This is a genomic window from Nonomuraea sp. NPDC050478, assembly GCF_044458265.1.
GTDB lineage: Bacteria > Actinomycetota > Actinomycetes > Streptosporangiales > Streptosporangiaceae > Nonomuraea > Nonomuraea ferruginea.
The window spans coordinates 581,250-595,137 of sequence record NZ_JBITHT010000002.1; the positions used below are offsets into that span (position 1 = coordinate 581,250).

The window sequence follows — 13,888 nt, forward strand, 5'->3', positions numbered from 1 at the left end:
GAGCCTACTTATGCTTGACCATCGACGAAAATACCTTTTACCATCGCGAAGACTCACCTACCGGATGCCTTCGCATGCGGGGTAGTCCCGGACACGATGGAGCTTTCATGGACAAGCTCGGTGTGTGGCTTATCGGGGCACGAGGATCCGTGGCGACCACTGCCATCGTGGGCGCCGCGGCCATCAGGGCGGGAGCGGCCTCCCCCCGTGGATGCGTGAGCGAGTCCGCCGGCTTTCCCGGGCAGCTGGTTCCGCTGACCGACCTGGTCTTCGGCGGACATGACATCGCCGAGACCTCCTTACGCAAGCGCGCCGAACAGCTGGGCAGAGCGGAGGTCATCTCACCGGACCTCCCGGGGCTGCTCGCGTCCGACCTGGAAGCCGCCGACGCCGAGATCCGGCCGGGCCACGTCCCCGGCGACGGACCGGCCGCGACCCGGCTGATCGACGACATCACCGGCTTCCGCGCCCGGCACGGGCTGGCCCGGGTGGTCGTCATCAACGTGTCGTCGACCGAGCCCCCGGTGGATCCGCGCCCGGAGTTCGAGAGGCTGGCCGACCTGGAGGAGCGGCTCGCCGCGGGGGACGACGTCCTGCCGCCGAGCTCGCTGTACGCCTACGCGGCGTTCCATGCGGGATGCGGCTATGTGGAGTTCACCCCCTCCACCGGGCCGACCCTGCCCGCCCTGGCGGAACTCGCCGCCCGGCGGGGCGTGCCGTACGCGGGACGCGACGGCAAGACCGGCGAGACCCTGGTGAAGAGCGCCCTGGCGCCCATGTTCGCGGACCGGGCGCTCCGGGTCCGCTCCTGGTCCGGGCTCAACCTGCTCGGCGGCGGCGACGGGGCGACGCTCGCCGATCCGGCCGCCAGGTCCAGCAAGCGGCTCTCCAAGGACCAGGTCGTCACGAGGGTCCTGGGAGAACCCGTGGAGGGTGAGACGCACATCGACTACGTCCCGGATCTCGGGGAGTGGAAGACCGCCTGGGACCACGTGAGCTTCGAGGGCTTCCTCGGCGTCCGGATGACGCTGCAGTTCACCTGGCAGGGCTGCGATTCGGCGCTCGCCGCCCCGCTCGTCCTGGACCTGGCCCGGCTGGTCGCCCGCGCGCACGAGAAAGGGCGGCACGGCGTCCTGCCCGAGCTCGGGTACTTCTTCAAGAGCCCGCTGGGGACGGACGAGCACGCCCTGGCCGCGCAGTACGCCCGGCTGCGCGCCTTCGCCGAGGAGCTGTCATGAGGGCGCTGCTCGAACTGGTCCGCGCACCCGCCGCGCTGTCGGTGCCGGGGGACACCATCGCGGGGGCCGCCGCCGCGGGACGGCGCCCGGCACCCGGCCTGGCCCTGGCGTCGGTGCTCATGTATTGGTCGGGAATGGCGCTCAACGACTGGGCGGACCGTGAGGCGGACGCCGTCGAGCGTCCCGAGCGCCCGATCCCGTCGGGCCGGGTCCGCCCGGGCGCCGCGCTCGGGCTCGCGGCCGCCCTGACCGGCGCGGGCCTGGCCACCGCCGCCCTCGCCGGCGGCCGTCGCGGTCTCACCGTCGCCGGCCTGCTGGCCGGCGCGGTGTGGGCCTACGACCTGGGTCTCAAACGGACGGCGGCGGGACCGGCGTCGATGGCGGCCTGCCGCGTGCTCGACGTGCTTCTCGGCGCGGGCGAGCAGACCAGGGCCGCCCTGCCGGCGGCGCTGGCGATAGGCGCGCACACCTACGGGATCAGCGTCCTGGGCCGCGCCGAGGTGACGGGGGCGGCACCCGGGACCGCCGGGCGCGCGGTCGCGGCCAGCACGGTGGCGGCCGGGCTCGCGGCCGCCTCCTGCGCGCGGGGCGGAGCCGCCGCGCGGGCCGGGGCGGGCGTCCTCATCGCCGGCTATCTCGCCTCCACCCTCCCGGTCCAGGCCGGGTTACGGACCCTTCCCGACCCCGAGAACGTACGGCGGGCCGTCCGGCTGAGCATCCTCGGCCTGATCCCGCTCCAGGCGGCGGCGGTCGCGGGCGGCGGCCGGTTCGCGACGGCGGGCGCGCTGCTGTGTTCGCTCCCCGTGGGGCGGTGGCTCTCATCCCGGCTGGCGACATCGTGAAGTGGGCCTACTGCACCAACGGATTTGCCGGCCACCGGCTCCCCGAGGCGCTCGCGGTCCTGGCCGATCTGGGGTACACGGGCGCGGCCATCACGCTCGACCACGGTCATCTCGACCCCTTCTCCCCCGGGCTGGCCGCGGAGGTGTCCAGCATCGCCGGGATCTGCGCTCGCCTCGGCCTCGGCACCGTGGTCGAGACGGGCGGGCGCTACACCCTCGATCCGCTGCGCAAACACCATCCGACCCTCATCAGCGAGGACGCCGGACGCAGAGTGGAGTTCCTGGTCATGGCGATGCGCGTCGCCGCCGACCTGGGCGCTCCCGTGGTGCATCTGTGGAGCGGCGTCCGGCCCGACGGCATGCCGGAGGTGGAGGCGTACACGCGACTGGCCCGCCAGTGCGCGCGGCTGCTCGACGAGGCCGATCGGGTGGGTGTCACGCTGGGATTCGAACCCGAACCCGGGATGCTGGTCGCCGACCTGGACGGCTACGAGCGGCTGCGGGCGATGCTCGGCGGCCATCCCCGGTTCGGTCTCACCCTCGACATCGGGCACTGTCACTGCTTGGAGCGGGAGGACCTGGACACGTGTGTCCGGCGGGCGCTGCCGTACACCGTGCACGTGCAGATCGAGGACATGCGCCGGGGAGTCCACGAGCACCTGGAGTTCGGCGAGGGTGAGATCGACTTCGTGCCGGCGCTCGCCGCTCTGCGCGGCTACCGGGGCCTGGTGGCCGTGGAACTGGCCCGGCACAGCCATGCGGCCCCGCAGGTCGCCCGCCGATCGATCGACTTCTTGAGGAGGGCACATGAAGGAGCCCGCACAGGAGTGGCAGGCCTCGGCCGTCCGGCAGGTCGAGGCTGACCCGCACGCGATCCACCGGCTCTTCCCGCAGGCCGGACGGCGGGGCGGTCCAGACGCCCGGCGCGCGCTGCTCGGCGCGCTGCGCGGCGACCCCGCGGTGATCCGAAGCCTGTACGAGGCCGGCGACAGCGGCGAGCGGCTGGCGATCCTGACCGTCCTGCACGAGCTCGACCTGGACGGCACGGCGGTCGCGCTGGTGGAGGACGCGCTTCGCACCAATGACGCGCGGCTGGTCGCCGCGGCCCTCGGCCCGTACGGCTCGGCGTGGCTGGGCGACCACTCCTTCCGGCAAGGGGTGCTCAAGTGCGTCTTCATGTCGATCCCCCTGGACGAGGTGGCCGGGCTGGACCGCCGCTTCGACGCCGAGCTGGCCCGGATGTTGTCGGACTACGCGGCCGAGCTACGGGCGGCCGGCCGCCCCGTCCCGCGTGACGTCCTGGAGAGGATCTGAATGCGCATCTTCGACCCGCACGTCCACATGACCTCCCGGACCACCGACGACTACCGGCGCATGCACGACGCGGGGGTCCGGGCCGTCGTCGAACCCGCCTTCTGGCTGGGGCAGCCCCGGACCAACGTGGGCAGCTTCCTCGACTACTTCGACGCGCTGCTCGGCTGGGAGCCCTACCGCGCCGCGCAGCACGGCATCCGCCACCACTGCGCGCTCGCGCTCAACCCCAAGGAGGCCAACGATCCGCGCTGCGCGCCGGTGCTGGCCGAGTTGCCGCGATACCTGCTGAAGGACTCCGTCGTGGCGGTCGGCGAGGTCGGCTACGACTCGATGACGGCAGAGGAGGAACGGGCGTTCGAGGCCCAGCTGGCGCTCGCCCAGGAGAATGATCTTCCGGTGCTCGTGCACACTCCGCACCGGGACAAGGCTGAGGGCACCCGCCGGACGCTCGACGTGGTGCGGGCCGCCGGGATTCCCCCCGGGCGGGTGCTCGTCGACCACCTCAACGAGTTGACCGTCGGCATGGTCGCGGACTCGGGCTGCTGGATGGGGTTCTCGATCTACCCGGACACCAAGATGGACCCGGACCGGATGGTGACCCTGCTCAAGCAGTACGGCACGGACAGGATGCTGGTGAACTCGGCCGCCGACTGGGGGCGGAGCGATCCGCTCAAGACGCGCGAGGTCGCCGACGCCATGCTCGCGGCCGGCTTCGGCGAGGACGACGTCGATCGGGTGCTGTGGCGCAACCCGGTCGGCTTCTACGGGCAGAGCGGCCGGCTCGACCTCAGTTCCGGCTCGGAATCCGGATCTGACTACGCCGGCAACACGATCAAGCGGGGCTGACCATGCGGCTGCGCCATCCGGACGGCTCGACGGTGCATCTGTCCTACTGCACCAACGTCCACGCCGCCGAGGATCTCCCCGGCATCCACGCTCAGCTGTCCGGCGTCGCGGCGCGGGTCAGGCGCCTGCTCGGCGTCGAACGGCTCGGGCTCGGGCTGTGGCTGTCCCAGCACGCCGCCGCGGACCTCACCGCCCGGCCCGGGGAGCTCGCGGCGCTGCGCGAGCGGCTGACCGCGCTCGGGCTGGAGGTCGTGACCCTCAACGGGTTCCCCTACCGCGGCTTCCACGACGAGGTCGTGAAGTACCGCGTCTACACCCCTGACTGGGCCGACGCGGACCGGCTGCGCTACACGCTCGGGCTCGCCGAGATCCTCACCGCGCTGCTGCCGGACGACGTCACCGAGGGCACCATCTCGACCCTTCCCCTCGCCTGGCGGACCGGGTGGACGAGGGCGAAGGCGGCGGCGGTGACGGCCCATCTCGACGTGGTCGCCCAGGGCCTGCGCGCGCTGGCGAGCCGTACCGGCAAGGTGATCCGGCTGGGCTTCGAGCCGGAGCCCGGCTGCGTCGTCGAGACGACGTCGCAGGCGCGCGCCCTGCTGAGTGACGTGGACCACGACCACCTCGGCCTCTGTCTGGACGCCTGCCACATGGCCGTGGGTTTCGAGGACCCTGACGCGGGCGCGGCCACCGGGTTGCCGATCGTGAAGCTCCAGGCCTCGTGCGCCCTGGTGGCGCCGCCTGGGGCACAGCGGGCGCTGGCGGCGTTCGACGAGGCCCGGTTCCTCCACCAGACGCGCTCCGCCACCGGATACGCCGACGACCTGGGCGAGGCCCTGGCCGGCGGCCTGCCCGCGGACGAGAGCTGGCGCGTGCACTTCCACGTCCCGCTGCACGGCGCGCCGCCCCCTCCGCTCACCACCAGCGCCCCCTACCTGCGGCGCCTGCTGGAGACGCTGCTCGGCGGGGAGCGTCCGCTCACCAGGCACGTCGAGGTGGAGACCTACACGTGGCACGTGCTTCCCGGCGCGCCGGCCGACGTCGCGCAGGGCATAGCCGCCGAGCTCGACTGGATGCGGGGGCAACTGGCCGCCCTCGGGCTGAAGGAGACGTGATGGCACCGCTGATCGTGATCAATGTCGTCGGGCTCACCCCGCGCCTGCTCGCGCACATGCCGAACGTGGCGAAAGCGGGCTCGGCGGCCGCGCTGCGGCCCGTGCTGCCCGCCGTCACCTGCTCGATGCAGGCCACCCTGCTGACCGGTTCGATGCCCCGCGACCACGGCATCGTGGGAAACGGGTGGTATTTCCGGGATCTCGGCGAGGTGCTGCTGTGGCGCCAGCACAACGCGCTCATCCAGGGCGACCAGCTGTGGACCGCCGCGCCCGGCCTGCGCACCGCCAATGTCTGCTGGTGGTACGCGATGGGCGCGCCGGCCGACCTGCTCGTCACCCCGCGTCCCGTCTACCACGCCGACGGCCGCAAGTCGCCCGACTGCTACACCCGCCCGCCCTCACTCCACGACGACCTGGAGGCCGCGCTGGGGCCGTTCCCCCTGTTCACCTACTGGGGACCCAACGCGGGGATCGCCTCCAGCGAATGGATCATCGCCGCGGCCCGCCGCATCCTGGCCCGCGAACGGCCGGATCTGCTGCTGGTCTACGTGCCCCACCTCGACTACGACCTCCAGCGGTACGGCCCCGCCGGTCCTGAGGCGATCGCGGCCGCCCGGGCCGTCGACGCCGCGCTGGCTCCGCTCCTGGCCGAGGACGCCGAGGTCGTCGTGCTCTCCGAATACGGCATCACCCCGGTGTCCCGCCCGGTGGACATCAACCGGGCGCTGCGCGCCGCGGGTCTCCTGGAGGTCTACGTCCAGGCTGGCATGGAGTATCTCGACCCGTGGGCGTCCCGGGCCTTCGCCGTCGCCGACCACCAGGTGGCCCACGTGTACGTGCGCGACCCCGGAGACCTCGACCGCACCCGCGCCGTCATCGCCGAGCTGTCCGGCGTCGACGAGGTGCTCGACCAGGCGGGGAAGGCGAAGTATGGTCTCGACCACGAACGCGCCGGCGAGCTCGTCGCGGTGGCGGAGCCGGACGCCTGGTTCACCTATTACTACTGGCTCTCCGACGACCGCGCCCCGGATTTCGCCAGGCTCGTGGACATTCACCGCAAACCCGGCTACGACCCCGCCGAGCTGTTCATGGACCCGGGCGATCCGTTCGTCAAGCTGCGCGCGGCGGGGGCGCTCGCCAGGAAGAAGCTGGGCTTCCGGTACACGATGCGGGTGGTGCCGCTCGACCCGGCGCCGGTGCGGGGCAGTCACGGCCGGCTGCCCGATCTCCCCGACGACGGACCGCTGATCATCGGTCCCTTCGACCGTGACTTCTACGAGGCGACCGAGGTCAAGGGACTCCTGACCGCCCTGGCCCGGACGAACCGCTGACCGCGCACAGACCCGCCGGCGCGGATCTCCGCGCCGGCGGGTGACCGATCAGACGCGGGTCCAGCGCTGGTTGGTTCCTCCGGTGCAGGTCCAGATGCGGGCCCTGGTGCCGTTGGCGGTGCCGTTGACGTCCAGGCACTTGTTCGCGCCCACGGCGGTGATGGTGCCGTCGGCGTTGAGGCGCCACTTCTGGTTGTTCTGGCCGTTGCAGTTCCAGATGATCACGGCGGTGCCGTCCGCGCTCCCCGCCCCGTTCACGTCCAGGCATTTGCCGCCGTAGACCCGCAGCTCACCGGCGCTGGTGGCGGTCCACTGCTGGTTGGCCTGCCCGTGACAGTCCCAGAGCTGCGCCTGCGCCCCGTTGGCCTGGGAGGCGCCGCTGACGTCCAGGCACCGGTTCGACGCCACGCCCCGCAGCGCGCTCGTACCGCCCGGTGTGCTGGTCAGTTCCTTGACACGGATGTTGCGGAAGGACACCACGTCGCCGGGCCCATGGTTCTGGATGCCGATGTGGCCCTGCTGGAGCGAGCGGGCCGGATCCGCGTTGGTGAAATCGTTGATCTTGCTGCCGTTCAGGAACACCTGCAGCCGCTCGCCCTCCACCAGCAGCTCATAGGTGTTCCACTGCCCCGGCGGGTTGAGCGCCGCGTCGCGGGCGGCGAGGTCGGCGGCCTTGAACCCGTAGATCGCCCCGGTGGTCCTGTCGGGGGTGTCGGTCGCGTCGATCTGCACCTCGTATCCGGTGTCGAGCGCCGCGCCGGGGTCACTGGTGGCCGGGAACCCGACGATCACGCCGGAGTTGGAGTCGCCGGTCAGCTTCCAGTCGAGCTTGAGTGAGTAGGAGCGGAACTCCTTGGCGTTGTACCACAGCATCCCCATGCCGCCCTGGGAGGTCAGCGTGGCGTCGTTGCCGGTGAACGACCCGGGCCCCGCCTGCGACCAGCCCGTGGTCGAGCCGTTGTACAACGTCGTGTACCCGGTCTCCGGGCGGCAGTCGGCGTTGGCGGCCCTGGCCGCGTACCGGATCCCGCCGAGCAGCAGCGTGCGGAAGGCCGGATCGGCGTACGACTCCTGGGTGTGCCCCAGGCCGGTGTAGAACGCGCGACCGGCGGACTGCGGGTGGCACCAGGTGATCGGGTGGTCGCCCATGCTGCCGCCGCTGTAGCTGCCCTCGTCCAGGCTCTGCAGCACGCGGACGTTCGGGCGGGGGTTGGCGCGGTAGTTGTACCATTCGTCGGTGCGTGACCAGGTCGCCCCCAGGTGAGCGGTCGCGGCGTGCGCCCGGTCCTCGTTCCGTACGGTGGCCTGCTGGATGGCCGGGTGACTGGCGAACCAGGCTCCCATGAGCTGCCCGTAATACGGCCAGTTGTACTCGGTGTCCGCGGCCGAATGCACGCCCACGGAACCGCCCCCGCCGTCCACGTACGTCTGGAAGGCGGCCTGCTGGTTGTCGTTGAGCACGTCACCGGTCGTGTTGAGGAACACCACCGCCTGGTACTGGGCCAGGTTGGCCGCGTTGAAGGCGGTCGAGTCCTCGGTGGCGTCGACGGTGAAGTCGTTGGCCGCCCCCAGTTCGCGGATGGCCTGGATGCCGGCGGGGATCGAGTCGTGCCGGAACCCGGCCGTCTTGGAGAACACCAGCACCTTGAAGGCGGCGGCCTGGGCGGGGATGGCGGGGATCAACGTCGCGGCGGCGGTGATCGCGGCCACCGCCACTGACAGGCGCCGCAGTACAGAGGTCTTGCGGCCGCCCCCGGGTGCGGCTGGGGTCAGATGTCGCAACATGGGATGTCCCTTTCAGACGCGGGTCCAGCGCTGGTTGGTTCCTCCGGTGCAGGTCCAGATGCGGGCCTTGGTGCCGTTGGCGGTGCCGTTGACGTCCAGGCACTTGTTCGCGCCGACGGCGGTGATCGTGCCGTCGGTGTTGAGGCGCCACTTCTGGTTGTTCTGGCCGTTGCAGTCCCAGATGATCACCGCGGTGCCGTCCGCGGTCCCGGCCCCGTTCACGTCGAGGCACTTGCCGCCGTACACCCGCAGCTCACCGGCGCTGGTGGCGGTCCACTGCTGGTTGGGCTGGCCGTTGCAGTCCCAGAGCTGCGCCAGGGCGCCGTTGGCCTGGGAGGCGCCGTTGACGTCCAGGCACCGGTTCGACCCCACGCCCTTGAACGCGCTCGTGCTCCCCGAGGGCGGGGTGCCGGTGTCGAGGGTGAAGGCGTCCACGTCGAACAGGTAGCCCTGTCCGGTCGGGCCGCGGAAGACCAGGTACAACGTCGTCGTGCCGGCCGGCGCGCCGCTGAGGTTCGCCGAGACGTCGGTGAAGGTGTCCCATCCGCCGGTGCTCGCCACGTTCGCCGTTCCCAGCAGCGTGCCGGTCGCCGAGCCCGCCCGCACCTCGATCCTGCCGCCCGCGCCGGCCGACGACACCCGGGCGGTGATCCGGGTCGCGCTGCCCAGGCTGTACGGCTGGAAGGAGATCCAGTCGCCGTCGTCGGTGAAGCCGACCGTCTTGCCGCCTTCCGCGGTGGCGTGGTCGGCCGTCTGGACGCCCTGCTGGGCGCCGAAGTGCTCCGCCTGCCGGTGCCGCGGCTGGAGCGTACGGGCGCTGGTGGAGGTCAGACCGCCCCGGTCGGTGTAGGAGGCCTCGAAGACGCCGTAGATGTTGGCCGCGGCGTCGTGCTCGCCGTCGACCGGCACCGCGATGGAGCCCGAGCAGCCGGTCGTGGAGGTGATCTGGTGGCGGTGGCTGTCATGGCCGAGGAAGTAGGCGACGGTGACGCCGCCGCAGTCGATCGTGCCGTCCTCCGGGTCGCTGACGGTGACCTGGAAGGGCACGGTGTCCCCGAAGGAGAACGGCTGCCCGTGGGCGGGGGTGGTGAGGCTCACCGTCGGCGCGGTGTTGCCGACGGTCACGGTCACGCTCGCCGTGCCGGTGAGACCCTGCGGATCCCGGACCGTGAGCGTCACCGTGTATGCGCCGTTCGTGGTGTAGGTCTTGCCCGGGTTCGCCGCCGTGGAGGTGGTGCCGTCGCCGAAGTTCCACGAGTAGGTCAGCGCGCCCCCCTCCGGATCCGAGCTGCCCGCCGAGGAGAAGTTCACCGCGAGCGGAGCCGGTCCCGACGTCCTGTCGGCGGACGCCCTGGCGATCGGGTTGCGGTTGGCGCCGCCGATGTACTCGATGCGATACAGCGCCTGGTTGTTGTTCCCGGTGCCGTAGTCGAGGACGTAGAGGGCTCCGTCAGGACCGAAGGCCATGTCCATCACCTGCGTCCCTGTCCAGGGGAACGCCGAGATCTCGCCGTACGCGCCGTCCTGCTTCACCTCGATCGCCTTGATCCAGCGCCGGCCGTATTCACCGGCGAAGTACCGTCCGTCGAGCGACTGGGGGAACTTGACGGCCGAGTCCAGGCCGGGATCGTAACGGTAGACCGGGCCGCCCATCGGCGACTCCGATCCGGAGCCGAACTCCGGCGGGCTTCCGGCGTCCCCCGCATACCGGATCCACGCCGGCTTGGCCGGAGGCAGCGTGGCCAGGCCGGTGTTGCGGAAGGAGTTGTTGGCCGGGCCGCCCGCGCAGTCGTACTTCGGACCGGTGCTGTTGGTGGCGAAGTTCCATTCGTTGTAGGTCTCGCTCGTGGTGTTCGTGCCCGTGCAGTACGGCCAGCCGTAGTTGCCCGGACCGGTGATGCGGTCGAACTCCACCTGCCCGCTCGGGCCGCGGTTGGAGGAGGTCACGCCCGCGTCCGGCCCGTAGTCGCCGAGGTAGACGATGCCGGTCGCCTTGTCCACGCTCATCCGGAACGGGTTACGGAAGCCCATCGCGTAGATCTCCGGCCGGGTCCTCGCCGTGCCCGGCGGGAACAGGTTGCCGGCGGGGATCGTGTAGGTGCCGTCGGGCTGCGGTTTGATGCGCAGGAGCTTGCCACGCAGGTCGTTGGTGTTGGCGGACGAGCGCTGGGCGTCGTACTGCGGGTTGCGGTTGGTCCGCTCGTCCAGCGGGGAGTAGCCGCTCGACTCGAACGGGTTGGTGTCGTCGCCGGTGGTCAGATACAGGTTGCCGGCGGCGTCGAAGTCGATGTCCCCGCCCACGTGACAGCACTGTCCGCGGTCGTTCTGGACCCGGAGGACCACCTTCTCGCTGGCCATGTCGAGAGTGTCGTCCGCCTTGAGGGTGAACCGGGACAGGTACAGCTCGCCCTTCCACTGGTCGAACTGGGCCTGCGTGCCGGTGCTCGGCGCGTCGCCGTTCGGGGTGCTCAGCCTCGGGGAGTAGTAGATCCACAGGTGCCGGTTCGACGCGAAGCCGGGGTCGACCGCCACTCCCTGCAGGCCCTCCTCGTCGTGGGTGTAGACGTTGAGCCTGCCGGCCACCTTCGTGGCGCCGGTGGCGTCGGTGACACGCAGCGTGCCGTCGCGCGCCGTGTGCACCACCGACCGGTTCGGCATCACGGCCAGCGACATCGCCTCACCCAGCTCGGCGCCACCTGACGCGAGGGACACCTGCTGGTAGTCGGACGGCGGGATGTCGAGGGCGTTCGCCGGGGAGGCGTCGAGCGCGAGCGCTCCTGAAGTGACGAGTGCCATCGTGGTCAGCAAGGTGAGCCACGGACGTCGGGACATGGGTGTTCCCTCCTGCGACAGGAAGACCAGTCAGGGCAAGGCGCCCGGGATTCCGCCTCGGGCCGCGGTGGAGACGGGGCCCGTCAGGCGCGGGTCCACTTCTGGTTTGTGCCGCCGTGGCAGGTCCAGATCTGCGTCCTGGTGCCGTTGGCGGTGCCGGCGCCGCTGACGTCCAGGCACTTGTTCGCGCCGACCGCGGTGATGCTGCCGTCGGCGTTGAGGCGCCACTTCTGGTTGTTCTGGCCGTTGCAGTCCCAGATGATCACCGCGCTGCCGTCCGCCGTCCCCGCCCCGTTCACGTCCAGGCACTTGCCGCCGTACACCCGCAACTCACCCGCGCTGGTCACGGTCCACTGCTGATTGGGCTGGCCGTTGCAGTCCCAAATGAGCACCTGCGCGCCGTTCGCCTGGGAAGCGCCGTTGACGTCCAGGCACCGGTTCGACCCGACTCCCCTGAACGCGCCCGTGTCCCCCGAGGGCTGCCCCCCGGGCCCGGCGGACGCGATCACGGCCTGGGCGCCGGCCGGCCAGGCGCCGTTGGTGACGGTGACGTTGGTGTTCACCACGTTGCCGCGGTCGCCGTTGGTGACGTTGGTGCTGCCGTTGGTCGACCAGTTGCCGGTGACGGTGAAGTCGCCCATGTTCTCGCCGTACCAGTAGTTGGCGGTGGCCCAGGTGCCGGTGTTCGCCAGCACGTTGTTCCTGACGGTGTAGTACCGGGAACCCTCGTCGAAGTAGATGCCGAACCAGCCGTTGGTGCGCAGGCAGTGGTTGTCGCTGATCACCGCGCCCGGGTTCCACGACAGCGTGTAGATGCAGCCGCCGTCGGTCATCTGCTGCATGACGTCGTGCACGTAGTTGCCGACGAGCCGGTTGCCGGAGGCGGTGGTGGGCGTGGTGTAGCGCGGCTGGAAGTCGTACAGGCCGCGGTCGGCGTAGTGGGTGCTGCCGCCCGGCTCGTTGGCGCCCCAGCCGTACCCGATCGACATGCCGGTGTACGGCATGTTGTAGACCTCGTTGTGGGACACGTCGGTGCCGGTGACGTAGGTGGACAGGACCGAGACGACGCCCCGGTGGTCCAGGCCGAGATCGTGGATGCGGTTGTGGCTGACGGTGATGTCCCGGTTGACCATCCGCTGGTCACTCGGGTGGTGGGCGTCCGCGCGCACGCCGCCGACCACGATGCCGCCGGCCGAGCTGCGGGCGATCTCCGACCGGGTGACCGTGATGCCGGCGGCGCCCAGGCCGACACCGCTGGCGTGCGCGTTGGCGTCGTTGCCGATGCCGATGACCGTCTGTCCCAGGTTGACGAAGCGCGAGTCGGTGAAGGTGACGGTGTTCGCCGCGGAGACCTGCACGGCGGCCGGCATCTGGTACCAGTTCGGCCGGGTCGCCTCGAACTGCCGGCAGCCCTGGTGGCAGGAGGTGAAGGCGGGCCAGCTCCAGTTGCCCGCTATGTAGGCGCCGGTCTGCTGGTCCGCGTAGCCCTGGTTGACGCCGGGGCCGAGCCAGCTCGTGCCGGTGAAGGTGATCCCGCTGAAGGTGATGTGGTGCGCGGGCGCGTCGTAGGTTCCCCCCACGTGCACCAGCGACTGGAGCACCGGCAGCTCCACGCTGACCTGGCTCATGTTCTGCCCGGGGAGCGGGATGTAGGACAGGGTGCCGGTCGCGGGGGCGAGGTACCACTCCCCCGGCGAGTCGAGGAACTCGTAGGCGTTGGTCAGGTGGAGCGGCCCCGCCCGGTGCGGACTGGTGAAGGTGTCGTACCCGAAGTTGTTGTTGTTCCAGGCGGGCTGCCGCATCGTGATGAGGTTTCCGCTGATGCTCTGCACCGGCGCGTACCGGTCGGTGAAGGAGCCGACGCTCTCCATCTCCACCCGGCCCTGGTCGGCGAGGTTGTTCAGGTAGCTCAGCGCGCTGCTGGTGAACCTCATCCCGGTGCTGCTCGCGGTGAAGTCGGACCGGTTGACGGCGGTGCGCGCCCGGGTGGCGAGCGCGCCGTCGACGTACAACTGCCGGGTGTCGATCCCCGCCCCGACGTTGGCGCGCCAGATGTTCCTCGCCGAGTCGGCCAGGGTCCATCCGGTGACCGCCCTGGCTCCGCTGATGACCGGGACGGCCCCCGCCGCGGCCTGCCATCTGACGACGTAGCCGTTGTCGCCGGAGTCGGCGGCGGTCAGCCGGAGCGGCGAGGACAGCCGATACACCCCGCCGGCCAGCTCCACGACGATGTCACCGGACATCCCGGCGTTCAGCGAACGTACCGCCGTCTGCGCCGCGGCCAGCGAGCACGGCTGGCTGGAGGTGCAGCCGGTGCCGGTGCCGGCGGGTGACGCGTACAGGGTCGTGGTGGCCGCGCGGGCCGGGGTGGCGGGGGCGACGAGGGCGAACGCCGCGGCCAGCGCGGCGGTGACGACGCCGATCAGGACCGGTCTGAGCATCGTGACGGGTGGCGGTAAGTGCACAGTCGTTCCTTCGGGGGGTAGGCGTTTGGCCAGGTCACGCCCTGGTCGTCAGGCAGGTGACGCCGTTGCGGGGCCGAGCGGGCGTGGACCGCCGGTCTCGCTCCTAATTACCTTTGGAGT

10 protein-coding genes are annotated in these 13,888 nt (G+C 71.1%); 7 read left to right on the forward strand and 3 right to left on the reverse strand.

Annotated features, from left to right (window positions below; translation table 11 throughout):
• The first annotated feature begins 107 nt into the window (after window positions 1-107).
• Genes ACIBF7_RS10725 through ACIBF7_RS10755 form a run of 7 tightly spaced genes read left to right on the forward strand, consistent with a single transcriptional unit; the run spans window position 108 to window position 6,686 of the window.
• Window positions 108-1,238 carry an inositol-3-phosphate synthase gene (locus tag ACIBF7_RS10725; RefSeq protein ID WP_397196958.1) on the forward strand — a complete coding sequence of 377 codons (1,131 nt, stop codon included), beginning with the start codon at window positions 108-110 and terminating at the stop codon, window positions 1,236-1,238.
• Entirely contained in the window at window positions 1,235-2,080 is an 846-nt protein-coding gene (locus tag ACIBF7_RS10730) for an SCO3242 family prenyltransferase (protein ID WP_364227861.1), read from the forward strand. Before ACIBF7_RS10725 ends, ACIBF7_RS10730 begins: the two co-directional genes overlap by 4 nt.
• Window positions 2,050-2,943: a sugar phosphate isomerase/epimerase family protein gene (locus tag ACIBF7_RS10735; protein ID WP_397196959.1), complete on the forward strand. Its 894-nt coding sequence runs from the start codon at window positions 2,050-2,052 to the stop codon at window positions 2,941-2,943. The genes ACIBF7_RS10730 and ACIBF7_RS10735 overlap by 31 nt, the downstream gene beginning before the upstream one ends.
• Complete coding sequence (locus ACIBF7_RS10740) at window positions 2,888-3,394, forward strand: EboA domain-containing protein (protein ID WP_148032232.1); 507 nt, start codon at window positions 2,888-2,890, stop codon at window positions 3,392-3,394. Before ACIBF7_RS10735 ends, ACIBF7_RS10740 begins: the two co-directional genes overlap by 56 nt.
• Window positions 3,395-4,240 (forward strand): TatD family hydrolase, encoded by an 846-nt coding sequence (locus tag ACIBF7_RS10745; protein ID WP_271277162.1) that lies wholly within the window; start codon window positions 3,395-3,397, stop codon window positions 4,238-4,240.
• A gap of 2 nt (window positions 4,241-4,242) precedes the next feature.
• Window positions 4,243-5,355: a metabolite traffic protein EboE gene (gene eboE / locus ACIBF7_RS10750; protein WP_397196960.1), complete on the forward strand. Its 1,113-nt coding sequence runs from the start codon at window positions 4,243-4,245 to the stop codon at window positions 5,353-5,355.
• Window positions 5,355-6,686, forward strand: a complete 1,332-nt coding sequence (locus ACIBF7_RS10755) for a nucleotide pyrophosphatase/phosphodiesterase family protein (protein ID WP_397196961.1) — start codon at window positions 5,355-5,357, stop codon at window positions 6,684-6,686. The genes eboE and ACIBF7_RS10755 overlap by 1 nt, the downstream gene beginning before the upstream one ends.
• A 48-nt stretch (window positions 6,687-6,734) precedes the next feature.
• Here the strand turns inward: ACIBF7_RS10755 and ACIBF7_RS10760 are convergent, their stop codons facing one another.
• The 3 genes from ACIBF7_RS10760 to ACIBF7_RS10770 form a co-directional block, all read right to left on the reverse strand.
• A complete protein-coding gene (locus tag ACIBF7_RS10760) occupies window positions 6,735-8,471 on the reverse strand; it encodes a ThuA domain-containing protein (protein ID WP_219548845.1) in 1,737 nt (578 codons plus the stop codon).
• 12 nt (window positions 8,472-8,483) lie between these two features.
• Window positions 8,484-11,303, reverse strand: coding sequence for a carbohydrate-binding protein (locus tag ACIBF7_RS10765; RefSeq protein ID WP_397196962.1), 2,820 nt, complete (start codon window positions 11,301-11,303; stop codon window positions 8,484-8,486).
• Between the two features lie 83 nt (window positions 11,304-11,386).
• On the reverse strand, window positions 11,387-13,768 hold the full coding sequence (locus ACIBF7_RS10770) for a ricin-type beta-trefoil lectin domain protein (RefSeq protein ID WP_397196963.1): 2,382 nt from the start codon (window positions 13,766-13,768) through the stop codon (window positions 11,387-11,389).
• Window positions 13,769-13,888: the final 120 nt, after the last annotated feature.